At 66.7% G+C, this 24736-nt stretch carries 17 protein-coding genes; 9 read left to right on the top strand and 8 right to left on the bottom strand.

Features of this window, described 5'->3' with window-relative positions; all coding sequences use genetic code 11:
* Window positions 1-52 precede the first annotated feature (52 nt).
* The 5 genes from ASC92_RS12075 to ASC92_RS12055 form a co-directional block, all read right to left on the bottom strand.
* A complete protein-coding gene (locus tag ASC92_RS12075; RefSeq protein WP_056515286.1) occupies window positions 53-907 on the bottom strand; it encodes a class I fructose-bisphosphate aldolase in 855 nt (284 codons plus the stop codon).
* Window positions 908-941: 34 nt separating this feature from the next.
* The gene (locus tag ASC92_RS12070; protein WP_056516352.1) at window positions 942-1922 is read right to left on the bottom strand and encodes an aldo/keto reductase; all 981 of its coding nucleotides are present in this window, start codon (window positions 1920-1922) and stop codon (window positions 942-944) included.
* A gap of 20 nt (window positions 1923-1942) precedes the next feature.
* Entirely contained in the window at window positions 1943-2959 is a 1017-nt protein-coding gene (locus tag ASC92_RS12065) for an ABC transporter permease (protein WP_056515283.1), read from the bottom strand.
* Window positions 2960-3304: 345 nt separating this feature from the next.
* A complete protein-coding gene (locus ASC92_RS12060; protein WP_056515280.1) occupies window positions 3305-4834 on the bottom strand; it encodes a sugar ABC transporter ATP-binding protein in 1530 nt (509 codons plus the stop codon).
* A complete protein-coding gene (locus ASC92_RS12055) occupies window positions 4831-5877 on the bottom strand; it encodes a substrate-binding domain-containing protein (protein ID WP_056515277.1) in 1047 nt (348 codons plus the stop codon). The genes ASC92_RS12060 and ASC92_RS12055 overlap by 4 nt, the downstream gene beginning before the upstream one ends.
* Before the next feature lie 179 nt (window positions 5878-6056).
* Here ASC92_RS12055 and ASC92_RS12050 point away from each other — a divergent pair, with 179 nt between their 5' ends.
* From ASC92_RS12050 to ASC92_RS12040, 3 genes are all read left to right on the top strand, one after another.
* A complete protein-coding gene (locus tag ASC92_RS12050) occupies window positions 6057-7553 on the top strand; it encodes an FGGY family carbohydrate kinase (RefSeq protein ID WP_056515273.1) in 1497 nt (498 codons plus the stop codon).
* The gene (locus ASC92_RS12045) at window positions 7550-9313 is read left to right on the top strand and encodes a glycerol-3-phosphate dehydrogenase/oxidase (protein ID WP_056515270.1); all 1764 of its coding nucleotides are present in this window, start codon (window positions 7550-7552) and stop codon (window positions 9311-9313) included. Before ASC92_RS12050 ends, ASC92_RS12045 begins: the two co-directional genes overlap by 4 nt.
* A gap of 317 nt (window positions 9314-9630) precedes the next feature.
* Window positions 9631-10386: a GntR family transcriptional regulator gene (locus ASC92_RS12040; protein ID WP_056515268.1), complete on the top strand. Its 756-nt coding sequence runs from the start codon at window positions 9631-9633 to the stop codon at window positions 10384-10386.
* Window positions 10387-10403: 17 nt separating this feature from the next.
* On the opposite strand, the gene ASC92_RS12035 is transcribed toward ASC92_RS12040, so the two are convergent.
* Entirely contained in the window at window positions 10404-11294 is an 891-nt protein-coding gene (locus ASC92_RS12035; RefSeq protein ID WP_056515265.1) for a DMT family transporter, read from the bottom strand.
* Window positions 11295-11395: 101 nt separating this feature from the next.
* On the opposite strand from ASC92_RS12035, the gene ASC92_RS12030 reads away from it, so the two are divergent.
* Together ASC92_RS12030 and ASC92_RS12025 are read left to right on the top strand one after the other, a co-directional pair.
* On the top strand, window positions 11396-12166 hold the full coding sequence (locus tag ASC92_RS12030; protein ID WP_056515262.1) for a hypothetical protein: 771 nt from the start codon (window positions 11396-11398) through the stop codon (window positions 12164-12166).
* The gene (locus ASC92_RS12025; RefSeq protein WP_056515261.1) at window positions 12163-12642 is read left to right on the top strand and encodes a type II toxin-antitoxin system VapC family toxin; all 480 of its coding nucleotides are present in this window, start codon (window positions 12163-12165) and stop codon (window positions 12640-12642) included. Before ASC92_RS12030 ends, ASC92_RS12025 begins: the two co-directional genes overlap by 4 nt.
* Window positions 12643-12675: 33 nt before the next feature.
* On the opposite strand, the gene uvrA is transcribed toward ASC92_RS12025, so the two are convergent.
* Both uvrA and ASC92_RS12015 read right to left on the bottom strand, forming a co-directional pair.
* On the bottom strand, window positions 12676-15768 hold the full coding sequence (gene uvrA / locus ASC92_RS12020) for an excinuclease ABC subunit UvrA (protein WP_056515258.1): 3093 nt from the start codon (window positions 15766-15768) through the stop codon (window positions 12676-12678).
* A gap of 49 nt (window positions 15769-15817) precedes the next feature.
* Entirely contained in the window at window positions 15818-17176 is a 1359-nt protein-coding gene (locus ASC92_RS12015) for a chloride channel protein (protein WP_056515255.1), read from the bottom strand.
* 108 nt (window positions 17177-17284) lie between these two features.
* Between ASC92_RS12015 and ssb the strand changes: the two genes are divergently transcribed.
* The 4 genes from ssb (at window position 17285) to ASC92_RS11995 (ending at window position 24731) form a co-directional block, all read left to right on the top strand.
* Window positions 17285-17836: a single-stranded DNA-binding protein gene (gene ssb, locus ASC92_RS12010; protein ID WP_056515253.1), complete on the top strand. Its 552-nt coding sequence runs from the start codon at window positions 17285-17287 to the stop codon at window positions 17834-17836.
* 238 nt (window positions 17837-18074) lie between these two features.
* Window positions 18075-21395 carry an EAL domain-containing protein gene (locus ASC92_RS12005; RefSeq protein ID WP_056515250.1) on the top strand — a complete coding sequence of 1107 codons (3321 nt, stop codon included), beginning with the start codon at window positions 18075-18077 and terminating at the stop codon, window positions 21393-21395.
* A 71-nt stretch (window positions 21396-21466) separates the two neighbouring features.
* A complete protein-coding gene (locus tag ASC92_RS12000) occupies window positions 21467-22249 on the top strand; it encodes a glycine-rich domain-containing protein (protein WP_235505799.1) in 783 nt (260 codons plus the stop codon).
* 232 nt (window positions 22250-22481) lie between these two features.
* Window positions 22482-24731 carry a LamG-like jellyroll fold domain-containing protein gene (locus ASC92_RS11995; RefSeq protein WP_056515247.1) on the top strand — a complete coding sequence of 750 codons (2250 nt, stop codon included), beginning with the start codon at window positions 22482-22484 and terminating at the stop codon, window positions 24729-24731.
* Window positions 24732-24736: the final 5 nt, after the last annotated feature.

Below are 24736 nucleotides of genomic sequence, written 5' to 3'. Positions count from 1 at the left end.
ACCCGCCGCCTGCCGTACAGCCTCTCCCTCTCTTTTTTTCGACGGCGCTGCGTTACTTCTTCGCGCCGCCCGATTCGTAGATGCCCCACGCCTCCTTGGCGCTGGCGCCGCGGTGGATCATGGCCATCAGCGCATCCACCACCGCCGACGGGTTGGCGTGCTGGTACACGTTGCGCCCGTACACCATGCCGACGGCGCCCTGGTCCAGCAGCACGCGCGAACGCGCGAACACCTGCTGCAGGTCTTCGCGCCCGCCGCCGCGCACGAGCACGGGGCAGCGCGCGGCCTGCACCACGCGGTGGAACTCGGCGGGATCGGTGGTGGGGTCGGCCTTGACGATGTCGGCGCCCATCTCGCGCGCAAGGCGCACCAGCGTGACGATTTTTTCGGCGTCGCCATCGACCATGTAGCCGCCCTGCTCGCTGTGCGGGCGCATCACCAGCGGCTCGATCATCAGCGGCATGCCGTAGCGGTCGCAGTCGGCGCGCACCCGAGCGATGTTCTGCACGCACTGGCGGAACAGGTCGGGCTCGTCCGGCAGCATGAACAGGTTGACGACCACGCAGGCCGCGTCGCGCTGCACGGCCGGCAGTACCGGGTCGTGCTCGTTCTGCAGCACGGCCCACATCACGCGGTGGGCGGTGGCGTTGTAGGGGTTGCCCATGTCGATGCGCTGCACCAATGCGGGCTTGTCTCGGCCCGGGCGGTCCTGCAAGAGATCGGCCTGGCCGTGGTTGAGCTGGATGGCGTCGGGCCCGGCGGCCACGAGCTTGTCGATCACCTGCGGCATGTCTTCCAGCCCGTTGAGGAACGAGGGCTCGTTGCACACGCCGTGGTCGAGCGCGATGTCCAGGCAGCGCCCGTTGTTCAGCAGCCGGTTCAGGCGTGCGGTCTTGTCCTTCGACATACGAAAGAGGTCCTTGTGTTGAAAGTGGAGAGGGTCAGGCCAATGCGCGCAAATGCTTGTCCGCCGCGGCGTCGATGAGTTGCAGTGCGTCGTCGCGCAGGTGCACCGAACCGGCCGCTGCGTTCTCGACCGCCTGCTTGCTCACGCGCGCGCCGCACAGCGCCACCGAGACGCTGCCGCGCGCCAGCGTCCACGCGATCATCAATTGGCCGAACGAGCATTCGAGCTGCTTGCGCAGCGGCTCCAGCTCGTCGAAGAAGGCCTTGAGCTTTGCGCGGTTCTGCGCACTGAAGCGCGGGTTGCTCGCACGCTGGTCGTCGCCGGTGAAGTTGCGCCCGGGGTCGATCGGGCCGGCCAGCAGGCCCAGCGCCAGCGACGAATATCCCAGCACCGCTACGTCGTGCTCGCTGCACAGCGGCACCAGCGTCTGCTCGATCTCGCGGTCGATCAGGCTGTAGCGTTCCTGCGCCGCATCGACCGGGCCATGGCGCAGGTATTCGGCGAGCGTCTCGGGGCTCACGTTGCTCACGCCGATGGCGCGGATCTTTCCCTGCTTCTTGAGTTCGAGCAGCGTGCCCATCGTTTCCTCGACCCGCGTGGTGCTGTCCTGCCAGTGCGTGATGTAGAGGTCGATGTAGTCGGTCTGCAGGCGCTTGAGGCTCTCCTCGCACTCATGGACGATCGATTCGCGCCCGAGGTAGCGATGCACCGGGTGGCCGTCTTCTTCGAAGAAGTGCGTGCCCTGTTGCGTGTGCCACACCAGTCCGCATTTGGTGGCGATGACAGCCTCGTGGCGGCGGCCCTTCAGCGCGGTGCCGACAATGCTCTCGGAGCGCCCGAGCCCGTACGCCGGCGCGGTGTCGATCAGGTTCACACCCGCGTCGAGCGAGGCCTGGATGGCCAGCACGGCGGCCGCGTTGTCCCCGCCGCCCCACATCCAGCCGCCCATCGCCCAGGTGCCCAGGCCGATGGCCGAGCATTCGATGCCCGAGGGGCCGAGGGTGGTTTTTTTCATCGGTGCGTTGTTGCGGTTGTTCATCGCTTGGTCTTTCTCGTGTTCATGAGGTGGTCGATGGTCACGGCCGCGAGCAGGATCAGGCCCTTGATCACGTCCTGCCAGTAAGGCGACACGTCGAGCAGGATCAGCGAGCTGGTCACCACCGACAGCAGTGCAAGCCCGAGCACCGCGCCCAGCACCGTGCCGGAGCCGCCCTTGAGGCTGGCGCCGCCGATCACTGCGGCGGCGATCACGTTGAGTTCCATGCCCATGCCGAAGGTCGGCGTGGCGGCGCCGAAGCGCGCCGTATAGATCACGCCCGCCAGGCCTGCCGAGGCCGAGCACAGCACCGTGACCCAGAACTTCACGTTGCCCACGCGAATGCCCGAGTACAGCGCAGCCTTCTCGTTGCTGCCGGTGTAGAACACGCGGCGCAGCAGGGTGGAGCGGCGCAGCACGAAGTCGCTCACCACCACGATCACCAGGAAGATGAGGATCACGGCCGGAATGCCGAACAGCGTGCCCTGGCCGATGAACTTGAACTCCGCCGGCAGCGAGAACAGCGACTGCGGCGTGCCCTGCGTGAGCGCGAGGCACAGGCCGCGCACGATGACCATGAAGGCCAGCGAGGCGATGAAGTGATTCAGGCCGATGCGCGTGACGCAGCCGCCGATCATGGCGCCGATGAGTGCGCTCGCGCCGATGGCCACGAGGCCGGCGGTCCACGGGTCGAAGCCCATGAGGAAGAGTTTGCCCGTGACCACCATGGCGAAGCACACGACCGAGCCCACCGACAGGTCGATGCCGCCGACGATCAGCAGGATCGTCATGCCGACGACGACGATGCCTTCGATGGAGAAGGACAGCAGCATGGCGCGCACGTTGTCCCAGGTGAGGAAGTAGGGCGACGCGAAGCTCATGCCCACGCACAGCGCCGCGATGATGAGCAGCAAGCCCATCTCGCGCATGCTGGTGAGTTTGTTGGCGGGTTTTGCGGGGGGGCCTCCTTGCTGTCTTGGTGGAAGGCCTGCGTCGAGTTGGGCTGGGTAGTTCATGTTTGCTCCGCTGCGTGTTGTCTTGCGGTTGTGTTTGGGATGTGTTTGTTCAGGGCTCTTGTTCAGGGTGCGTGCACAGGCCACCGGGTACTCCACTCCGCGAATGTCCCCCGCCTTCGGCTCCTCCTTTATTTCGCTGCGGGGAGCACCCGGTGCCCTGTGCACGGGGCACGCGGCTGGTGTGCGGCCGATCAACCAGTGCTCTGAACACGATCACGCCGATGGGGTGCCTTGCGCAGCGAAATAAAGGAGGAGCGAAGCGGGGGACATTCGCGGAGCAAGGTACCCCGTCGGCGTGATCGCGCCCTGAACCGACCGAAGCGCCGCACGAACCCTGTAGGCCTTTCATGCCGCTTCCTGTTCGCAGAGTCCAGAAGCGAGCCGCAAGAGTGCTTCCTCGGTCATTTCGTTCGATGCCAATTCGCCCGCGAGCCGGCCGTCGCGGATCACCAGCGCGCGGTCGCACAGCCCGATGATCTCGGGCAGCTCCGACGAGATCACGACCACGCCCACGCCCTGGTTGGCCAGTTCGCGCAGGATGTGATGGATCTCCGACTTGGCGCCGACGTCCACACCACGCGTGGGCTCGTCCATCAGCAGCACCGACGGGTTGGTGGCCAGCAGCTTGGCGATGGCCACCTTCTGCTGGTTGCCGCCCGACAGGCTCGCCACGTCGATGGCCACGCCGTCGGACTTGAGCTTGAGCTTGGCGCCCAGCTCCGTCGCCAGCTTGTGCTCGGCCGCGCGCTGCAGCAGCCCGAAGCGCGAGCTCACGCGCTTCAGCGCCATCGAGGCGATGTTCTGCGCAATAGGCAGGTCGAGGTACACGCCGGCCGCCTTGCGGTCTTCGCTGAGGTAGGCGATGCCTTCGCGCAGCGCGTCGCTGTACTTGCGGATCGCCAGCGCCTTGCCGCGCAGCCGCACGCTGCCGCGCCGCGCGGGGCGCAGGCCGCACACGGTCTCGGCGAGTTCGCTGCGGCCGGCGCCCATCAGGCCCGCAATGCCAAGGATCTCGCCGCGCTGCAGCGTGAAGGACACGCCGTGCACGCGCTCGCCGTCGGCGATGTCGCTCACTTCGAGCACCGGCTCGACGTGCGTCGCATCGTCCTGCTTGGGTGGGTAGTAGTTGCCCAGGTCGCGCCCGACCATCCGGCGCACCAGGCCGTCAGCGTCCAGCTCGGCGAGCGGGCCGCAGTGCACGTCGCGTCCGTCGCGCAGCACCGTCACGCGCGAGCAGTGCGCAAAGATTTCGGCCATGCGGTGGCTGATGTAGATGATGCCGATGCCCTGCGCCTTCAGATCGTGCAGCACCTTGAAGAGCGCGGCCGATTCGTTGTCGGTGAGCGCGGCGGTGGGCTCGTCGAGGATCAGCACCTTGCAGTCGAGCGTGAGCGCCTTGGCGATCTCGATCAGCTGCTGCGTGGAAATGCTCAAGTCCTTCACCAGCGCGGAAGGATCGACGTCCTGCCCCAGCCGCTGCAGCACCCTGGCGGCGCGCTCGTTCAGGCTCGCGTAGTTCATCCACGCGTGCTTGCCGGCGTTGATCTCAGGCATGAAGATGTTCTCGGCCACGGTGGCGTCGCCGCACAGGGCGATCTCCTGGTGCACCAGGCCGATGCCCAGGCGCATCGCGTGCGCCGGGCCGTCGATGACCACCTTGTGGCCGTCGAGCGAGATATCGCCCTCGTCCGGCTGGTGGATGCCATCGATGATGTTCATCAGCGTGGACTTGCCCGCGCCGTTCTCGCCGCACAGGGCGTGGATCTCGCCGCGATGCAGCGAGAAGTCCACGCCCGAGAGCGCGCGCGAAGCGCCGAAGCGCTTGCTGATGCCGCGCAACTCGAGCAGGGCGCCCACTGCGTTCTGCTCGCTCATTCGCCGATTCCCTTGGTGCCGCGGCGCGCGAGGTACTTGTCCCAGTAGAAGTCGTCGGCGTTGGCCTTGCTGACCACGGCCAGGCCGTTGTCCAGGAAGGGCACGGCCATCGGATTGGTGCCGTTGCGCTTGGCATCGTTCATCGGATCGATGAGCGTCGGGTTCTTGGCGAGGAACAGCATCATCATGCCCATGTAGCCCTGCATGCCCTGGTTCGGGTTGATGGCGCCGAACACGTCGCCCGACTTGATCATGTCGAGGATCTTGGCGTTCACGTCGCAGCACATCACCTTGATGTTCTTCTTGGTCTCGACCTTGGCCTGCGCCGCGCCGAGGGCCGAGTTGGCCTCGGGCATGAACAGCGCGCCCAGGTTCGGGTTGGCCTGCGCGAGACTCAGCACCGCCTGGTAGGCCTTGTTCGGGTCTTGGTTGCTGGCGGCGCGGCCGACCAGCTTCATGCCCGGGTGCTTGGCCTTCATGCGGTTCACGAAGGCGGCGATGCGGCGGTCGTGGTTGTCCTGGCCGGGGTTCTCCAGCACGGCGTATTCGCCCTTGCCGTTGAGCGATGCCGCGATGGCGTCGGCGGCCTGCGTGCCTTCGCGGTCGTTGTCGGACGTGACGAACGAAGTGCGCTTGGAGTTCGGCGAGTCGGCCGCGAAGGTGACGACCGGGATGCCCATCGCCGCCGCGCGGTTGATCGGCTCGATGAACGGGTCGGGGTTCATCGGGTGCAGCAGGATGCCCGCGGGCTTGCGCGCCAGCTCCTGCTCGAACGACGCGAGCTGCTTGTTCACGTCGTACTCCGGCGTGCCGGTGTAGCGGGTGCGAACGCCCAGCGTGCGGCCGAGCTGCTTCATCATTTCGTAGACCGGAAACCAGTACTCCACGCCCGACACCATCACGTTCATCACGTAGACGTCGCTGGCGTTGCCGCGCAGGCCGGCACCGGCTGCGGGGGCTGCACCTTGCTGTTGCGCAAGTGCGCTCGCACCGGCCAGGCCGATACCGGCTGCCGCGGCGGACTTCAGGAAATTACGCCTCATTCTTTGTCTCCTCACGTTGGGGGCACAGCTTGCGATGCTGCTTTTCAGGGCAGCGCCTTGACCTTCGGTGTCACATCACTTGTTATGACAGGATAGAATGTACGCGCTGGACGTTTGACGGGATAACTAGGGGAAACGCTACTGGCAAGGCGCTTTTATTCCACCGAAGCTGTTATGACATGAAGCCAAACATACTGATCGGCATCGACATGGGGTCGAGCAGCCTGAAAGCCCTGGCCCTCGAAGCCGGGAGCGGCCGCTCCATCGCACTGTCCCGAATGCCACTGCCGCACGACCGGCTGCCTGGAGGGGGATGCGAAGTGAGCGCGACGGCGATTCGCGCGGCCCTGACCCGCGTGCTGCGCGACGTCGCCCACCAACTCGGCGAGCGCGTGGCCGAGGTTCGCGCCATCGGCTGCACGGGCCATGGCGCGGGGCTCTATGCGCTCGATGTGCGCAACGAGCTCGTGGGCGGAAGGGCGGTTGCCTCGACCGACCAGCGCGCCGACGCACGGGCGCGCTCGCTGTCGCTCGGCCATGGCGAGGCGCTGTTCGCGGACGTCGGCTGCAGGCCGTGGCCGGGGCAGCCCACCGTGATCGCCGCGGAGTTGCTCGGCATCGATGCCGTGCAGCGCGGCGCGGTGCACCGGCTGCTGTTCGCGAAGGACTACCTTGGCTTCCTGCTGACCGGCGAGATCGCGACCGACGCGAGCGATGCGAGCACTGCGGGGCTGGTGTCGATCGCCACGGGCACATGGTCGCAGGCGGCCTTCGATGCCTCGGGCATCGCGGACCTCGGGCCACACGCCTTCGGGCCGCTGGTACCGAGCGGCGAGGTGATCGGCAGGCTGCGGCCTTCGGAAGCCGCACTGTGCAGCCTGCCTGCCGGCATTCCCGTGGCGATGGGCGCCATCGACCTGCTGGCCTCGATGACCGCGATCTGCGCGGAACGCCGCGAAGGCGGTGTTCGGGCGGTGTCGGTCTTCGGCACGTGGTGCGTGAACGCGGTGATCGGACCGGTGATCGAGCCCAAGCCCGACGTGGCGGCCGTCGTCAATTTCGGCCGTGAGGACAAGCGGCTCTACATGGAGAACAGCCCTTCTTCGATGGCCAACATCGCATGGCTGGCCGGCGTGCTGGGGCTGCCCGATTCGCGCGCGGTCGTCGACCTGGCGATGTCGGTGCCGCTGGGCGCGGGCGGTCTGCGCTTCCTGCCTTTCGTCAATGGCGGTGGCGGCGTGACGGCGGGTTTTGTCGGCCTCAAGAGCCACCACACGCGCGGCGACATGGCACGCGCGGTGGTCGATGCGGTCGCGGCATTGCATGCGCGGCACACCGCGCGGCTCGCGGCCTGCGGCCTGCATGTCTCCGCATCGACCGTGCTTGGCGGCGGTGCGAGCGATACGCGCCTCGTGCGCCTGCTTGCATCCTTCCTCGGCCATCCGGTGGAACGCTGCGCCGACGACGAGACCGGCGCGCGCGGCGCCGCGATCTACGCCGCCATGTCGCAAGGCATCGATCACGCCGAACGAGGCAGCGCCTTGCTCGCGCCCTGCGACACGGTCGAACCCGACGGCGCGCAGGCGCGCGCCCATGCCGATTTCAACGCCGGCTTCAACGAACTGATCGACACCATGTCACCTGTGTTTTCCCATCTGGCGGGAGGTGCGAAATGAGCGCCTGGCAACTGCCTTTCGTGCGTCCCACTTCGTTGGCCGACCGCCATTTCTCGACCGTGATCGTCGGCGCCGGCATCAACGGCGTCGGTGTGTTCCGCGACCTGTGCCTGCAGCGCGTCGACTGCCTCATCGTCGACAAGGGCGACTTCAGCGCGGGCGCCAGCAGCGCGCCGTCGCGCATGATCCACGGCGGCCTGCGCTACCTCGAGAACGGCAGCTTCTCGCTGGTGGCCGAAGCCACGCGCGAACGCAACCTGCTGCTGCGCAATGCGCCGCACCTCGTGCAGCCACTGAAGACGGTGGTGCCGCTGTCGAGCTTCTTCGGCGGCCTGATGAGCAGCGCGCTCAAATTCTTCGGCCGCACGCCGCCGCAGCGCACGCGCGGACTGCTTGCCGTGGCCGCGGGCCTGCGCCTGTACGACCTGCTGGGCCGCCGCCAGCGCGTGATGCCCAACCACCGCATCAGCCGCGTGCCGCAGAACGACCGCAGCCTGTTCCGCGCCGCGGTGCGCTGGACCGCCACCTTCTTCGACGCATGGATCAGCCACCCCGAATGGCTGATCCTCGAACTGATCGGAGATGCCTGCCGCGACCAGCCGCGCTCGGCCGCCGCCAACTACTGCCGCGTGACGGGCTGCGCGGGCAACATCCTCACGCTGCGCGACGAGATCACCGGTGCGCTGGTGCGCGTGACCGCCGACACCGTGGTGAACGCGAGCGGCGCGTGGCTCGACCGCAGCACGGCCGTGCTCGGCGGCGCGGGCTCGCGCGTGATGGGCACCAAGGGCTCGCACCTCGTGCTCGACCATCCAACGCTGCGCGATGCGCTCGAAGGCCGCATGGCGTACTTCGAGGCGGTGGACGGGCGCGTGTGCATCGTCTATCCCTTTCTCGACCGCGTGCTGGTGGGCTCCACCGACATCCCGGTGGACGATCCCGACCAGATCGGCACCGAGCCGGCCGAGGTCGACTACCTGCTCGACGTGCTGGCCGAGGTGTTCCCCAACCTGCGCTTCGGCCGCGGCGACGTGGTCTACACCTACGTCGGCGTGCGGCCGCTCGCGCGTTCCGATGCCGACAAGCCGGGTCAGATCTCGCGCGACCACTCTGTGGTGCTCGACCCACCCAGCGCCACGCGCGACATTCCCATCGTCGGCCTCGTCGGCGGCAAGTGGACGACCTTCCGCGCGCTCGCGGAAGAAGCGGCCAACGAGGTGCTGAAGCAACTGGGCCGTCCGCGCACCGCATCGACCGAGCCGCTGGCCATTGGCGGCGGTGCCGAGTTGCCGGCCGATGCGTTGGCGACCGAGCGCTTTCTCGATCGCATGGTCACGGCCTCCGGCTTGAGCCGTCCGCGTGCCCATGCATTGCTGCGCCGCTATGGCTCGAAGGCGCTGCCGCTGGCGCAGCGACTGGGCGCATCGGGCGACGTGCCGTTGTTGCATGCGCCTGACTATTCGGCCGCCGAGCTCTCGTACCTGTGCCTCGAAACCGGCGTGGTCCATCTCGACGATCTGGTGATCCGCCGCACGCTGCTCGCGATTCGGGGCCTCGTCACCGATGCCGCGCTGGCCGAGATGGCGGGCATAGCGGCCGAGGCGCTGGGCTGGGACGCGGCTCACGCATACGGGGAACTGCAAGCCTGCGCCACGGCCTTGCGCGAGCGGCATGGTGTGCGCCTGTCTCCGGTGGCGTCCGAAGCGGCATCCCCTTTCGATGCATCATTGATGACCAGCTCGGCTCTTGGCCAGTCTTGAAATGAAAACTTGCTTTGCTGTTTCCTTGCTCCGCGAATGTCCCCCGCTTCGCTCCTCCTTTATTTCGCTGCGCAAGGCACCCCGCCGTCGTGATCGTTCAGAGCACTTGTCGATCGGCCGCACACCAGCAGCGTGCCCTCGTGCACAGGGCACCGGGTACTCCCCGCAGCGAAATAAAGGAGGAGCGAAGCGGGGGACATTCGCGGAGGGGAGTACCCGGTGTCCTGTGCACGCACCCCGAACAGCAGCGCCAAGAACAAAAGCACCCCAAACGGTGCGGCAAGAAAAATCCACGGACCGCGTGGTGAAACACTGACATGAACTCTCCGACCGACACTTCGACCGTGCTCGACCGCGGCTCCGAATCTCCTCTTTGGGCCCAGTTCCGCGACGCCATCCGCCTGCAGATCCTGCAGGGCGTGCTGCCCATCGGCGCCAAGCTGCCGTCCGAGGCCGAACTCGGCGAGCAGTTCGGCATCTCGCGCATCGTGGTGCGCGAGGCGCTGGCCGACCTCGTGCGCAACAACCTCATCTATAAGATCAAGGGCCGCGGCGCCTTCGTGTCGGCGCGCGAGCGCGACGAGGATTTCGTCTCGACCGTGCTCGGCTTCTCCGACGAGATGGAGCGCAAGGGCCGTTCGGTGCGCACGCAGATCCTTGCACAGGAGTTGCGCGCGCCCACCGAGCAGGAGGCCGCGTCTCTGGGGCTCACCGACGACACCCAGGTGGTCGCGCTCAAGCGCCTGCGCAGCGTCGACGGCGAGCTGCGCCTGCTGGTGGAAACCGTGGTGCCCGCGGACCTTGCGCCGGGCCTGCATCGAACCCGCCTGGACGACCGCTCGCTCTACGACGTGCTGCGCCGCCAGTACGGCCTGCGCCTCGTGCGCGCCGAACGCTGGATCGACGCCGTGCTGCCTGACGCCGAGACCTGCAAGCTGCTCGACCTGCCGCAGCCCGAGCCGCTGCTGCGCATCGAATCGATCGCCTACGGCGCCAACGGCAGGCCGCTGGAGCACTATCGGGCGCTGCATCGCTGCAAGACCAGTCGGCTGCACGTGCAGACGACGACCTGAAAAAGAAGAAGGCGCGCTCAGGCCTTCGCTGCGTTGCGCGAGGGCCAGAGCACCGAGGCGATGGCGACCATCATCAGCGCCACCGCCACCCAGTCTTGCCAGTGCACGACCTCACCGAGCCACACCGCGCCGCTGAAGACGCCGAGCACCGGAATGAACATCACGCTCAGCGTCGAGGCGATGGGCGGCAGGCCGCGCGCCAGGTAGAACCACGCGGCGTGCGCAAAGCCGAAGATCAGCACCGCGTTGTAGCCGATCGATCCCCAGGTCACGCGGTTCGGCCAGTACATCTGGCCGCGCTCGAACAGCAGCGAGAGCACCGTCATCACCACCGCTGCCATCGCCGTCATCCAGAACGACAGCGTGAGCGTTGGCAGCCCGATGCGCGTGTGGCGCAGCAACTGCGTGCCCAGCGCCCATGTGGCGGCCGCCACCAGCGCCAGCGCCACGTAGCCGGGCCGCCCCGCGAAGTCGGTGAGTTCATGCCACAGCAGCAGCCCCACGCCGACCGCGCAGGCGCCCACGCCCAACCACGCGCGCCGCGTGAGCACGGCCGAGAACAGCACGGCCCCGATAACGGCGGAAAACACCGGCATCGTGTAGCCCAGGATCGCCGCGCGTCCGCCCGACAGCGCCTTCACCGCGAGGATGATGCAGGCGTGCCAGACGAACATGTTGGTCGCGCCCAGCCACAGCAGCTCGGGCCACGCGCTGCGCGGCACGCGGAACGGCACCTTCATCCACACCAGCGCAAGGCCCAGCACCGGCACGCCGAGCCAGATCGAGATCGCGCGAAAGGCCAGCGGTGGATAGTCGGCGACGCCGAGTTTCATCACGGGCCAGTTGAACCCCCATGCAAGGGTCAGGAGAACGAGCAGTACGAGCTGGCGTGGGGTGAAGGAAGGCATGGGCCGCGATTGTGGCGCGGCCCGCCGAATCGTGCCGCCAGCGGCCTGGATGTAAGCCGGCGCCTCTACAAGGAAACGGCTCCGGACCCTAGAATGACCCAATGGAAGCACAAGAGTTGCTGATAGCTTTGCATGACGAGTCGGCCGGATATGAGATATCGCCCGACCGAGTGCCGCTGGCCGTGCTTCGCAGCTTTGCCAAGGACGTGGATGAGTTCTTGCGCGGAGACGGCAACGACGTTGATACCGGCGCGCTCGATGTCTCTGTCGAGAAGGGTTCACTGGCCATTCGCACGGCGCCGACGGCCAACCCTGTCTTGTTGAACGATCTGAGAAAGCTTGCCAGCAGCCAGGAGATGGACGGTGTTGGTTTGAAGCGCCGTGCGGTGATTGAGCGTTGGCAGAAAAGCGCGCGCGGCGGCCGTCGTTGGCGCGTGGTCATCGGTGCGGATTTCCTGTCCACTGCAATTGTGATCAGTGCCGAATCCGACTACAGGGCTGACGACGCGGATCAATGGGTGCGTGTCGAACGCTATGTGCGCGGCGAGATTGAAGACATGGGCGGACACTCGAAGCCGAATGCCCACATTCGTCTGCCTGACGGCAAGACCTTGCTGGTCGATGCGGCGCGCGAAATGCTGCGGGATGAAAAGGTCAATCGCCTCTACAAGCCGGCGATGATTCGGATCGTCGCCGAGTACAACGTCGTGACGCGCGAATATCGAGGTGCCAGGCTGCTGGAGTTCGTCGAGCACGAAAGCCAGTTCAATGAAAAAGATCTCGACCGCTTGACCCGGCGGGGAGCCAAGGCCTGGCGTGATGTACCCGATGCGGGTGAATGGATCGATGAACTTCGGGGAAGCAAGGAGTGAGCGCGATTCTGCTCGACACGAGCTACCTGATCTCGCTGGCCGACCCTGCGCGCGCGCATCATCAGGTTGCGGTCAGCTACCTTCGAGAAGCCTTGAAGCGCGGTGTCCCCTTGTACCTTTCAGCAATTGCTGCTTCGGAGTTTCAGGTCAAGCAGGCGGTGACTGATTTGCCCTTGCGCAATTTTGAAGTGCTCCCTTTCAACATCGATCACGCCATGACCGCCGGATTGCTTATGCGCGATCTCAAGCGAGATGGGACTGATGACCGGAGTGCAGTCAAGGACGACATCAAACTGATAGCGCAGGCAATCTGCGAATCGTTGACGCACATCCTTACCGAAGACGCTCAAACGTTGGTGAAGTACCTCCGTAGATTGAACGAAGCTGGCACCAGCGCCGTGAAGCCGATCCTGTTGGCTGAGGGCTTTGACTCGGCTTGGTTCGAAAATGGTCAAAGAGGCCTCCTGAGCGATTGAGCGAGCAAGCACGGCCCTGGCGGGGCCTCTCGATCAGTTCGCCAGCAGCCGCTTCAGATACCGCCCCGTGTGGCTCGCCTCGTTCGCCGCGATCTCTTCCGGCGTGCCCTCACCCACCACCGTGCCACCGCCCGCGCCGCCTTCGGGCCCCATGTCGATCAGCCAGTCGGCCGTCTTGATGACGTCCAGGTTGTGCTCGATCACGACGATGGTGTTGCCCGCGTCGCGCAACTGGTGCAGCACCTTCAGCAGCAGCTCGATGTCGGCGAAGTGCAGGCCGGTGGTCGGCTCGTCGAGGATGTACAGCGTGCGGCCGGTATCGCGCTTGCTGAGTTCGAGCGCGAGCTTCACGCGCTGCGCCTCGCCGCCCGAGAGCGTGGTGGCCGACTGGCCCAGCTTGATGTAGCTCAGGCCGACGTCGAGCAGCGTGCGCAGCTTGCGCTCGATGGTCGGTACGGCCTTCAGGAATTCGTGCGCGGTTTCGACCGTCATCTCGAGGATCTGCGCGATGTTCCTGCCCTTGTAGAGCACCTCGAGCGTTTCGCGGTTGTAGCGCTGGCCGTGGCAGACCTCGCAGGGCACGTACACGTCGGGCAGGAAGTGCATCTCGACCTTCACCACGCCGTCGCCCTGGCAGGCCTCGCAGCGACCGCCGGCCACGTTGAAGCTGAAGCGGCCGGGGCCGTAGCCGCGCTCGCGCGCGGTGTTGGTCTCGGCCATCAGCTCGCGGATCGGCGTGAACAGGCCCGTGTAGGTGGCCGGGTTGCTGCGCGGTGTGCGGCCGATGGGGCTCTGGTCGACGTTGATGACCTTGTCGAAATACTCGATGCCTTCCACCGATTCATGCGCGGCCGGTTCTTCGTGCGCGCGGTACAGCGTGCGCGCCACGGCGGTGTAGAGCGTGTCGTTCACCAGCGTCGACTTGCCCGAGCCCGAGACGCCAGTCACGCAGGTCAGCAGGCCGACCGGGAAGGCCACGCTCACGTCCTTCAGGTTGTTGCCGGTGGCTCCGACCACGCGAATTTCCTGCAGGTCGGTCTGCGTGGCGAGGTGGGCCGCCTCGCGCGCGGCGCGGCGTTCGGCCGCGGGGCTCGGCGGAAAGCGCGAAGGCTTCTTGCCCTCGTTGAAGGGCGGCTTCTTCACGACCGGCAGCCAGGCGGTGCGGTGCCTGGGCACTTCGATCTTCTTCGTGCCCGAAAGGTACTGGCCGGTGAGCGAATCCGGGTTGGCCGCCACCTGGGCATAGCTGCCCTGCGCCATCACGCGCCCGCCGTGCACGCCCGCACCGGGGCCCATGTCGATCACGTGGTCGGCCGCGTGGATCATGTCCTCGTCATGCTCCACCACGATCACGCTGTTGCCGATGTCGCGCAGATGCTTCAGCGTGCCGATCAGGCGGTCGTTGTCGCGCTGGTGCAGGCCGATGCTGGGCTCGTCGAGCACGTACATCACGCCGGTGAGGCCCGAGCCGATCTGCGAAGCCAGGCGGATGCGCTGCGCCTCGCCGCCCGAGAGCGTTTCGGCGCTGCGGTCCAGGCTCAGGTAGTTGAGGCCCACGTCGTTCAGGAACTTCAGGCGCAGGCCGATCTCGCGCACCACCTTGTCGGCGATGTCGGCCTTGGCGCCGCGCAGCTTGAGCGTCTGGAACCAGGCGAGCGAGTCGCGCAGCGTGAGGTGGCTCAGTTCGAAGATCGCCATGCGCGGTGGCTCGCTGCCGTCCGCCGGTCGCGCCGACTCATCGACTAGGAACACATTGCGCGCTTCAGGCCGCAGCCGCGATCCGCCGCAATCGGGACACGGCTGCAGGTTGCGAAAGCGCGCGAGGTCTTCGCGCACCAGCACCGAATCGGTCTCGCGGTAGCGCCGCGTCATGTTCGGGATGATCCCCTCGAAGGGGTGCTTCTTCGTGAGCTTCTTGCCCGCGAAGTTGCCCGACTCCATGGTGTAGTTGAACTTGATCTCTTCGGCGGCCGAGCCTTGCAGCAGCACCTGCTGCACCGAGGCGGGCAGAGATTCGAAGGGCGCGTCGACGTCGAACTTGTAGTGCTTCGCGACGCTCTCGATCATGCTGAAGTAGTAGCCGTTGCGGCGGTCCCAGCCCTTGATGGCACCGCTGGCGAGCGACAGCGAGGGGAAGGCCACCACACGCGCCGGGTCGAACACCTCGCGGTGCCCGAGGCCGTCGCAGCTGGGGCAGGCGCCCACGGGCGAGTTGAACGAGAACAGGCGCGGCTCCAGCTCCGACAGCGAGTAGTGGCAGATCGGGCAGGCGAACTTGGCGTTGAACAGGTGTTCCTTGTCGGGCGCACCCTCGGCGCCGAGTTCGAGCGCTATCGCGCGGCCCTCGGCCAGCCGCAGCGCCGCCTCGAAACTCTCGGCCAGGCGCTGCTGCATGTCGGGGCGCGCGCGCAGGCGGTCGATCACCACGTCGATGTCGTGCTTCTCGGTCTTCTTGAGCTTGGGCAGGTCGTTGTATTCGTAGGTCTGGCCGTCGACGCGAAAGCGCACGTAGCCGGCCGCCTGCATTTCGGCGAAGAGCTCGAGGAACTCGCCTTTCTTCTCGCGCGCCACGGGCGCCAGGATCATCAGGCGCGGTTCGTCGGGAATGGCGAGCGTCGCGTCCACCATCTGCGACACCGTCTGCGCCTGCAGCGGCAGGTGGTGGTCGGGGCAGTAGGGCGTACCGGCGCGGGCGTACAGCAGGCGCAGGTAGTCGTGGATCTCGGTCACCGTGCCCACGGTGGAGCGCGGGTTGTGGCTGGTGGCCTTCTGCTCGATGCTGATCGCGGGCGAGAGCCCTTCGATCACGTCGACGTCGGGCTTGTCCATGAGCTGCAGGAACTGCCGCGCATAGGCCGACAGGCTCTCGACGTAGCGCCGCTGCCCTTCGGCATACAGCGTGTCGAAGGCCAGGCTCGACTTGCCCGAGCCCGACAGGCCGGTGATGACCACCAGCTTGTTGCGCGGGATGTCGAGATCGACGTTCTTCAGGTTGTGGGTGCGCGCACCGCGGATGCTGATGCGCTGCTGCGCCAGCACGGCGCCGAGGTAGGTGTTTCGTTCGAGTTCCGCGTCGCGTGCGCTTTCCTCGTCGGCGGCGGCGTATTCAGTGGCTTTTGAATTCAAAGGGGGCGATCGTCCGAGGGCAACCGGACATGATAGACCGCCGCGGATTTCATGGCGAGGCGCCGGGTTGCGGCGCAGGTGGATGCACCGGCTCCGAGCTGCCGATGGCCCGTCCCACCATGTGCTCGGCCAGCGTGTCGTACAGCGGGCGGCTGATCATTCGCGAGACCAGGCTGGCCAGCATGGCCGCGGCCATCAGGCTCAGCACCATCGAGTGGCCGTCGACCATCTCCATCACGATGATGAAGGCGGTGAGCGGTGCCTGCGTCACCGCGGCCAGGAAGCCGGCCATGCCCATGGCAATGAGCGCGGGGCCGAGGTCGCTGCCGGCCAGCCGCGCCACCGCGTTGCCGATGCCCGCGCCGATGGACAGCGACGGCGCGAAAATGCCGCCCGGTACGCCGCACCAGGCCGTCAGCCAGGTGGCGATGAACTTGAGCACGGTGAAGATCGGCGTCAGTTCGTCATGCCCCTGCAGCATCTGCTTGACCGCCTCGGAGCCCGCGCCGAAGGTGACGCCGCCCGTCACCAGTCCGATGACTGCTACTGCCAGTCCACCGCAGGCCGCGAAACGCACCGGAAAACGTGAACGCCAGCGGTTGAGGCGCCCCGGCGCACCGGTGAGCGAGGCGGTCAGCAGCCGCGCGAACAGCCCGCCGGCCGCGCCGCTCAGCAGGGTGACCAGCAGGCCCGGCCCGAGTGCGTCCCAGCCCAGCCGGGGCACGCGGATCACGCCGAAGTAACTGGTATTGCCGAAGGCCGACACCGCCACCAGGCCCGCCAGCACGATGGCCGTGATGATCAGGCCGCTGGAGCGCGCCTCGAGCCGGCCCGACAGCTCCTCGATGGCGAACACCACGCCCGCCAGCGGCGCATTGAAGGCCGCCGCGATGCCGGCCGCGCCCCCTGCCACCAGCAGCGCGCGTCCGTCGATGGCCGTGTTGGGCGACAGCCAGCGGCGCGCATGCTGCATCACCCCGGCCGCCACCTGCACGGAAGGCCCCTCGCGCCCGATCGACAGCCCGGCCGCGAAGCCTGCCGCGCCCAGCCCGATCTTGGCGAGCGTGAGCCGCAGCGAGGCGAAGGCGAAGCGCCGCTCTTCGGGCAGGGCCGGATGCAGCGCCGCCTTGATCTGCGGAATGCCCGAGCCACCCGCGCCGGGGAAGAAGCGCAACGTGAACCAGACGATGCCGGCCGTGAGCAGCGGCGTCGTCAGCAGCACCGCCCAGGGCCAGCCGCGGTAGAAGCGGTGGAATTGGCCGAAGACCCAGTCGCTCGCCATGGTGAAGCCCACCACGAAGAGACCGGCCGCAATGGCGTAGCCGAGCACGATCGCCCGGTCGAGCCAGATACGGCCACCGCGCAATTCGGCGCGCAGATGCTCGAAAAAGTCAGGTTCTCTGTTCATGGGGAAGGCCCATTCTGGCATCCGCCGGGCATGCTGCCGACAGCCTTGGGGCACAATCGAGGGTTCCTCTCAACCTCCTCCTCCATCTACTTATCAGGGGCAGTGCATATGGCATCGGTCAATAAAGTCATCGTCGTCGGCAACCTGGGGCGCGACCCCGAAATGCGTACCTTCCCGAGCGGCGACCAGGTCGCGAACGTCACCGTGGCCACCACCGATCGCTGGAAAGACAAGCAAAGCGGCGAAATGCGCGAAGCCACCGAGTGGCACCGCATCGTCTTCAACGGACGCCTGGCCGAAATCGCCGGCCAGTACCTGCGCAAGGGCTCGCAGGTGTACGTCGAAGGCAGCCTGCGCACGCGCAAGTGGACCGACAAGGACGGCATCGAGAAGTACACCACCGAAATCCGCGCTGACCAGATGCAGATGCTCGGCAGCCGCCAGGGCCAGGGCGGCCCGTCGGGTGGTCCCGGCGATGACGACGGCGGCTACTCGCAAGGCGGAGGCGGCGGTGGTTATTCGCAGGGCGGTGGTGGCGGCGGCGGGTACGCCCCGCGTGCGCCTGCGGCGGCACCGCGCGCTCCGGCGCCGGCGCCGCGCCAGGCACCGGCCAAGTCGTCTTCGGGCTTCGACGACATGGATGACGACATTCCGTTCTAGGACCGGACTTTTTTACTTTGTGAACAAGAGCCAGGCGTTGCGAGACGCCTGGCTCTTTTTAATTATGGGGATTAGTGCTTTGGAATTAATACTTTAGTGTTCAAAACACAGCACAAATCATCCGTAGCACTCTCGCATCCCCCATATATTGTTCCAAGATGCAACCGCTGCGTTCTCTGTCGTGCCACACTTGTGTCCACGGAGCTACCCGGCTTGTACAAGCGACAGGATCTAACCCATGTCTTTGTCCGTCTGGGCCAGGATTCGCCTGCCGTTGGTAATTTTCATCCTCGGCACGGCGCTATCGATCGCCCTCAGCATCTCGGCCCGCCAGGAAATCGGGCGCAGCGCTCAGGCGCGCTTCGACGCAACCGCGCTCGATCTGGCACGCAAGGTCGAGGCTCGCTTCGACGACTACATTGCCGTCCTGATCGGCCTGCGCGCGCGATTCAACACCTCCGAGACCGTGACGCGAAGCGATTTCAGGGACTACGTCGCGGGGCTGAACCTGGCGACCGCGTACCCCGGCTTCCAGGCCGTCACCTATGCGCCCCGCGTTGCGGCTGGCGACAAGCAGTTCTTCGAGGCACAGGTCCGCGGCGATGCCAGCCTCGACGCCGGCGTCGCCTCCAGCTTCGCCATCAAGCCGCCCGGTGAGCGCGACACCTACTACCCGCTGATCTTCGTCGAGCCGCAGGCCGGCAACGAGAGGCTGCTCGGCAACGACCTGGGCGCGATGCCCGACAGGGGGAACGCGCTTGAGCAGGGGCGCGACACCGGCGGGCTCGTCACGTCCGGGCGCAAGGTCCGCATCCCGGGCCGCGAGGCCGACATCGGATTGGCGATGCGGCTGCCGGTCTATCGCCCGCAGCAACTGCTCGAGACGCTTGAGCAGCGGCGCAGCGCCTATATGGGGTCGGTCGGCGCCGGCTTCAGCATCGCAGGCATGTTGCGCGACATGGTGGGCGACGATGTCGCGAGGACGCTCCGGCTGCGCCTGATCGATGCCGGACCGGGCCAGGGTGCGATCGGCACGCGCGTCGAGACCAGGTTCGTGGCGCCGACTCCCTTCGGCGAGCGGCAACTGCTGTTCGACAGCGCGGCCTTGGCGAAGTCGGCCGCCGCACCGGCGCGCAGCCTCGAGCGCGTGCTCGGCTTCGAGCTGGGCGGCCACTCCTGGCTGGTCGAGGTCGGCCAGGACGAGAGCCAGGTCTTCGGTCCGCTCGACAAGGCCATTCCCTGGTTCATCGTCCTCGGCGGCCTGGCCACCAGCATGCTGCTTGCCGGCATCGTCTTTTCGCTGACCACCGCACGCAGCCGAGCCCAGGTCCTGGCGACCGCGATGACCAGCCACCTGCGCACCAGCGAACGCCAGTTGGAAGATGCCCAGCACCTGGCGAGCCTGGGCAGCTGGATCCTCGATCCCGAAACCGGAACCCTGCAGTGCTCCGAGGAAGCCCGGCGCATCCTGGGCTTCGAGGCTGGGCCCTTGCAGCCAGACCTGCCGGCGCTGCTTTCGCGAGTTCCGGACGCAGAACGCTCCGAGGTCGAACGACAGATCGCGCAGGCCTCCCGGTCCATGGAGCGCAGCGAATTCGAGCACCGCCTGTGCCTGCCCGATGGCACCGAACGCTGGCTCCACGTCATCGCGCAGTCGGCCGAGGAAGACGGAAAGACGCTGGTGCGTGGCACCGTGCGCGACGCCACGCGGCGCCGCAAGGATGCGTTGCGCCAGAAGCTCGAGTACGAGATCGCCCGGCTGCTTGCTGGCGACGGCGCGGCCGAGACGGTGATCACGCAGGCGCTGGAGGCGGTATGCACCGAGTTGCGCTGGGACTGCGGCATGTTGTGGCGCGTCGGCGACGACGGCCTTGTTCGCTGCGCCGCCGCCTGGCATGCCGACAGCGGCCCGGCGGTGCGGCAATTCGTCAGCGACAGCCGCTCGCTCGAATACCGGCCTGGCGAAGGCTCGCTGGGCCGCGCCTGGGGGACCGGTGGCGTCGTGCAAATCGACACGCTGGCAGCCCCGGGCGACTTTGCGCGCGATGCGATGGCGGGGCGGGCCGGCCTGGCTGGCGGCCTCGTCGTGCCGATGGTCACCACCGGTGTGACCACCGCGCTGGAGCTTTTTGCCTGCAATCCGTACGTGGACGACGCCGAGACGCTGGAGTCGCTGCGAGTGATCGCCTTGCAGATTGCCCAGTACGAGCAACGCAAGCTGGCCGAGCGAAATCTTCGTTTCATGGCCAGTCACGACGAACTGACCGGGTTGTTCAACCGCGCCGCGCTGCAACACGAGCTTGCTCGGGCCATCAAGCGCAGCAACCGCCATCAGAAGCAGTTCGCGGTGATGTTCGTCGACCTCGATCGCTTCAAGCACATCAACGACACGCTCGGCCACGGCGTGGGCGACGAGATGATCAAGATCTGCGGCGAGCGCCTCACGGCGCTGCTGCGCGAGGATGACGTCGTGGCGCGTTTCGGTGGCGATGAGTTCGTGCTGCTGCTGGAGAACCTGTCCAGCGCGAACGATGCCGCGGTGCTCGCCGAAAAGGTGCTGGCCTGCTGCGCCGAGCCTTTCGTCATCGAGGGGCGCGAACTGCATGTCAGCGCCAGCGTCGGCGTGAGCGTGTACCCGGACAACGGCGGCGACGCCGAAGCGCTCCTGAAGAACGCCGACACCGCGATGTACCGGGCCAAGGAAAGAGGCCGCAACACCTTCCGGTTCTACGCGGCGAAGATGAATGCACAGAGTACCGAGCGGCTGATCCTGGAGAGCGCACTGCGCCACGCCGTGGAACGCGGCGAACTGGAGATGCACTATCAGCCGAAGATGAATCTGAAGACCCAGCGCATCGTCGGTGTCGAAGCACTGATGCGCTGGCACCACCCGGTTCTGGGCATGATCCCGCCCGTGCAGTTCATTCCGATCGCCGAAGAGATCGGCTTGATCGTGTCCATGGGCCGGTGGGCGCTGGAAAGGGCCTGCGCCGATGCGCGCTCGTGGCGGAACTACGGTCTGCCCGACGTGTTGATGAGCGTCAACCTGTCGCCGCGCCAGTTCGAAAGCCAGACGCTTGTCGCCGACATACGGGCCATCCTGGAAGCCTCGGGCCTGGAGCCGGCGCTGCTCGAGCTGGAAATTACCGAAGGTGCGGTGATGGAGAACCCTGAATATGCGGCCAATTTGCTCCGGACGATTCGAGACATGGGCGTCGGCCTCGCCATCGACGATTTCGGAACGGGCTATTCCTCGCTCTCCTATTTGAAGCATTTCCCGCTGTCGACGGTCAAGATCGATCGTTCCTTCATCAACGATCTCTCGCAGGACGCCGACGCTCGGGCGCTCATCGACGGCATCATCACTCTGGCCCACGGGCTGCGAATGAAGGTGGTGGCCGAGGGCGTGGAGACCGAGGCACAACTCGACTACCTGCGCATCCGCGGATGCGACGAGGTTCAAGGCTATTGGCTGTGCAAGCCCGTGCCCGCCGACGAGGCACGCAATTTCATGGCGCGTCACCTGCGCAACCAGTTTGCTCCGTCGGTAGCGGCCTGACGGCCGGACCTTCGGGCAATCGTCACCGGGCACGTTGCTCGGACCTACTTGCAAACCTCACAGGAGCATTCATGATCGATTCCACCCAAGGCAAAACACTCGAGCAGACGATCGCCGCCATCCAGGCGCTCGACCTCACCCTGATCAAGTTCAAGGCCAGCCGCAAAGAGGACGGCTACGGCTGGTCGGCCGGCTACGCGGACCAGATGGAGGTGGCCTACAAGCGCTACCTGATACTGCACGCCAAGCACCCCGACCTGACGCTCGCTCCCGAGCAGGACGTCGACCGCTTCTGGCACATGCACATCCTCGACACGAGAAAGTACGCAGCCGATTGCGACGCCACCTTCGGCCATTTCCTGCACCACTTCCCGTACCTCGGCCTGCGCGGCGAGGATGACGCCAAGGCGCTGCAGGAAGCCTTCCTGGAGATGCAGCGCTTGTCTGCCGAGGAGTTCGGCGAGCCGGCGCCTCGTCGCGAGCCGGGCAAGGATTCAGCCGCATGGTGTTCGCTCGAAGCGGGCAAGCCTTCGGCGGCATGGTGTTCGCTGGAGGCGGGCAAGCCTTCGGCCGCATGGTGTTCGCTGGAGGCTGGCAAGCCTTCGGCCGCGTGGTGTTCGCTCGAGGCGGGCAAGCCTTCGGCCGCGTGGTGTTCGCTCGAGGCGGGCAAACCTTCGGCCGCGTGGTGTTCGCTCGAGGCGGGCAAGCCTTCGGCCGCATGGTGTTCGCTCGAGGCAGGCAAGCCTTCAGCCGCATGGTGCTCACTCGAGGCGGGCGCCACGGCAGGAGCTTCGGTGACGGCCGCTGCGTATGAGTCGGCAGCTTCGCGTGCGGGTTCGAATCTGCGCGAATAAATGAAGGAATAGCGGCGCCACCGCGGAGGCGGTGCTGGCGCCGCGCCCCCGGCTTGCTGACATTCCTGGCCTCGCCGCCGGCCTCGCGTGACAACGAATGTCATCCGGAACGCGCACATCGCCGATGCAGCGGCGCCCATGTACCCATCGGTGCTACCGGTGGCGCCGGTTCGCCCCGGAGCATCGAGTGGCACGCATGTTGCTGAATCATTTTTTTACAAAATATTTGGCAATGACGCATTCGTTGGATGACGGGAACTGCGCTTCCTTGGATCGCCGTGTCTTCTTTCTCGGCGCGGCAAGCGCTCTCGCGCTGGGAACGACGGCCTGCGGGGGGGGTGGTGGAGGCGGTGGCGCGGGGTGGCTCGCCGGCGCTTCGGGTGCCGTGCCGCAACAGGCTGCTGCCGCTTCGGGCGATGCAGTGGTTGCCGACACCGACGCGGTCGTCCCCGGGGCGACTGACCCGGTGCCCGCGTCGCAAGCGCGCAAGTTCGTCCACCCCGGCCTGCTGCACACCGAGGCCGATTTCGAACGCATGCGCCAGAAGGTCGAGGCCCGGGCGCAGCCCTGGCTCGACGGCTGGAACGCGTTGACTTCCAACGGCCGGGCCCAGTTGGGCGCCGCGCCCAGGCCATTGGCCACGGTGATCCGCGGCGGAGACGGCCAGAACTTCGCACAGATGTACATCGACATCGCACGCGCCTATCAGCTGGCGCTGCGCTGGAAGGTCTCGCAGGACAAACGCTACGCCGATCTGGCAGTGGTCTTCCTGAATGAATGGTCGTCCACGCTGACCACGCTCACCGGCAACGCCGACCGCTTCCTGGCGGCAGGCATCTATGGCTACCAGTTCGCCAACGCGGCCGAGATTATGCGCACCTACGAGGGCTGGGCGGCGAGCGACTTCGCGCGTTTCCAGAACATGATGCTCACCGTGTTCTATCCGCTCAACCACAGCTTCCTGATCAACCACAACGGCTCCGAGATCACCAACTACTGGGCCAACTGGGACCAGTGCACGCTGGCCGCGATGCTGGCCATCGGCGTGCTGTGCGACCGGCAGGACATCTACGACGAGGCCATGAGCTACTACAAGACCGGCCAGGGCAACGGCGCGGGCCTGCAGGCGGTCTATCACGTGCATCCCGGCTACCTCGGCCAGTGGCAGGAAAGCGGCCGCGATCAGGGCCACAGCACGCTGGGCATCGGCCTGGCGGGCGCGTTCCACGAGATGGCGTGGAACCAGGGCGACGACACGTACAGCTACGAGAACAACCGCTTTCTCGCGGGCGCCGAGTACGTCGCCAAGTCCAACCTGATCGACAGCAGCACCGGCACCTTCTACACCGTGCCCTTCTTCACCAACATCAACAGGCAGGGCACGCAGTCGGTGCTTTCGTCGGGAAGCCAGGGGAGTCGGCGCGTCGTCTGGGAAAGCGTCTACAACCACTACGCGCATCGCCTCGGCATCGCCACGCCCTGGACCTCGCTGCAGGCGACACAGATGCGGCCGGAGTTCGACGGCGGCAACGGCGACCAGCTGGGCTTCGGCACGCTGACCTTCACGCGCGATCCGCTCGCGGCGCAGGGCAGGCCGAGCGGGCTCACGGCGCGGGTGCGCGCCACGCAGGTGGTGCTGTCGTGGTGGGGCTGTCCCGACGCGCAGAGCTACACCGTCAAGCGCGCGAGCACCGCGGGCGGGCCCTACACCGACATCGCCTCGGGCATCACCGACGTGCTCACCTTCACCGACAGCGGCGTCGCGGCCGGCGATGTCTGGTACTACGTGGTCGTCGCCGTGAGCGCATCGGGCGAGAGTGCTGCCTCCAACGAGGAAAGGGCAGCACTCGAGGCCGAGCTGCTGCTGCAGCTCAAGTTCGACGAATCCACCGGCACCCAGGCCGCCGACGCCACCGGCCGGTTCGCGGCCAGCGAACTGCAGGGCGCCGCGACCTGGACGGCCGGACGCGAGGGCAACGCCGTCGCCCTCGCGGGCACGAACGGCCATGTCGCGCTGCCGGCGGGCGTGGCGAAGACCCTCGCCGACTTCAGCATCACCGCCTGGCTGTACATCGACACCCTCGCGACATGGTCGCGGGTCTTCGACTTCGGTTCCGGCACGCGCCGCTACATGATGCTGGCGGCCCGCAACAGCAGCGGCGTGCCGCGCTTCTCTATCAGCACCGAGCACGGCTACAACGAGCAGGTGATCGACGGTTCGGTGGCGCTGCCTACCGGCCGCTGGGTGCACGTCGCGGTGACCGTGTCCGGCGCGCTCGGCGCCCTGTATGTGGACGGCATCGAAGCCGGCTCCAACACGCAGATGAGCCTTGCGCCCATCGACCTCGGCACGACGACGCAGAACTGGCTGGGCCGCTCGCAGTATTCCAGCGACCCGTACCTGAAGGGCCGCATCGACGACTTCCGGATCTACGGCGGCGCGCTGGGCAGCGCGGAGGTGGCGGCACTGGCTGCAGCGTAGCGGGT

Origin of the sequence: Variovorax sp. Root411, from assembly GCF_001425205.1 — a bacterium.
Taxonomy (GTDB): Bacteria; Pseudomonadota; Gammaproteobacteria; order Burkholderiales; family Burkholderiaceae_C; genus Variovorax.
The sequence above is the reverse complement of the archived record's forward strand: the minus strand, read 5'-3'. Positions and strand labels throughout refer to the sequence as shown.

Bases quoted from the DNA above. Each gene is read 5' to 3' on its own strand.
- ASC92_RS12055 (WP_056515277.1), bottom strand. From the start codon at position 5,877: ATGAGGCGTAATTTCCTGAAGTCCGCCGCGGCAGCCGGTATCGGCCTG.
- ASC92_RS12015 (WP_056515255.1), bottom strand. From the start codon at position 17,176: ATGAACAGAGAACCTGACTTTTTCGAGCATCTGCGCGCCGAATTGCGC.
- ASC92_RS12065 (WP_056515283.1), bottom strand. From the start codon at position 2,959: ATGAACTACCCAGCCCAACTCGACGCAGGCCTTCCACCAAGACAGCAA.
- ASC92_RS12070 (WP_056516352.1), bottom strand. From the start codon at position 1,922: ATGAAAAAAACCACCCTCGGCCCCTCGGGCATCGAATGCTCGGCCATC.
- ASC92_RS11995 (WP_056515247.1), top strand. From the start codon at position 22,482: ATGACGCATTCGTTGGATGACGGGAACTGCGCTTCCTTGGATCGCCGT.
- ASC92_RS12005 (WP_056515250.1), top strand. From the start codon at position 18,075: ATGTCTTTGTCCGTCTGGGCCAGGATTCGCCTGCCGTTGGTAATTTTC.
- ASC92_RS12030 (WP_056515262.1), top strand. From the start codon at position 11,396: ATGGAAGCACAAGAGTTGCTGATAGCTTTGCATGACGAGTCGGCCGGA.
- ASC92_RS12045 (WP_056515270.1), top strand. From the start codon at position 7,550: ATGAGCGCCTGGCAACTGCCTTTCGTGCGTCCCACTTCGTTGGCCGAC.
- ASC92_RS12035 (WP_056515265.1), bottom strand. From the start codon at position 11,294: ATGCCTTCCTTCACCCCACGCCAGCTCGTACTGCTCGTTCTCCTGACC.
- ASC92_RS12075 (WP_056515286.1), bottom strand. From the start codon at position 907: ATGTCGAAGGACAAGACCGCACGCCTGAACCGGCTGCTGAACAACGGG.
- ASC92_RS12060 (WP_056515280.1), bottom strand. From the start codon at position 4,834: ATGAGCGAGCAGAACGCAGTGGGCGCCCTGCTCGAGTTGCGCGGCATC.
- ASC92_RS12050 (WP_056515273.1), top strand. From the start codon at position 6,057: ATGAAGCCAAACATACTGATCGGCATCGACATGGGGTCGAGCAGCCTG.
- ssb (WP_056515253.1), top strand. From the start codon at position 17,285: ATGGCATCGGTCAATAAAGTCATCGTCGTCGGCAACCTGGGGCGCGAC.
- ASC92_RS12000 (WP_235505799.1), top strand. From the start codon at position 21,467: ATGATCGATTCCACCCAAGGCAAAACACTCGAGCAGACGATCGCCGCC.
- ASC92_RS12040 (WP_056515268.1), top strand. From the start codon at position 9,631: ATGAACTCTCCGACCGACACTTCGACCGTGCTCGACCGCGGCTCCGAA.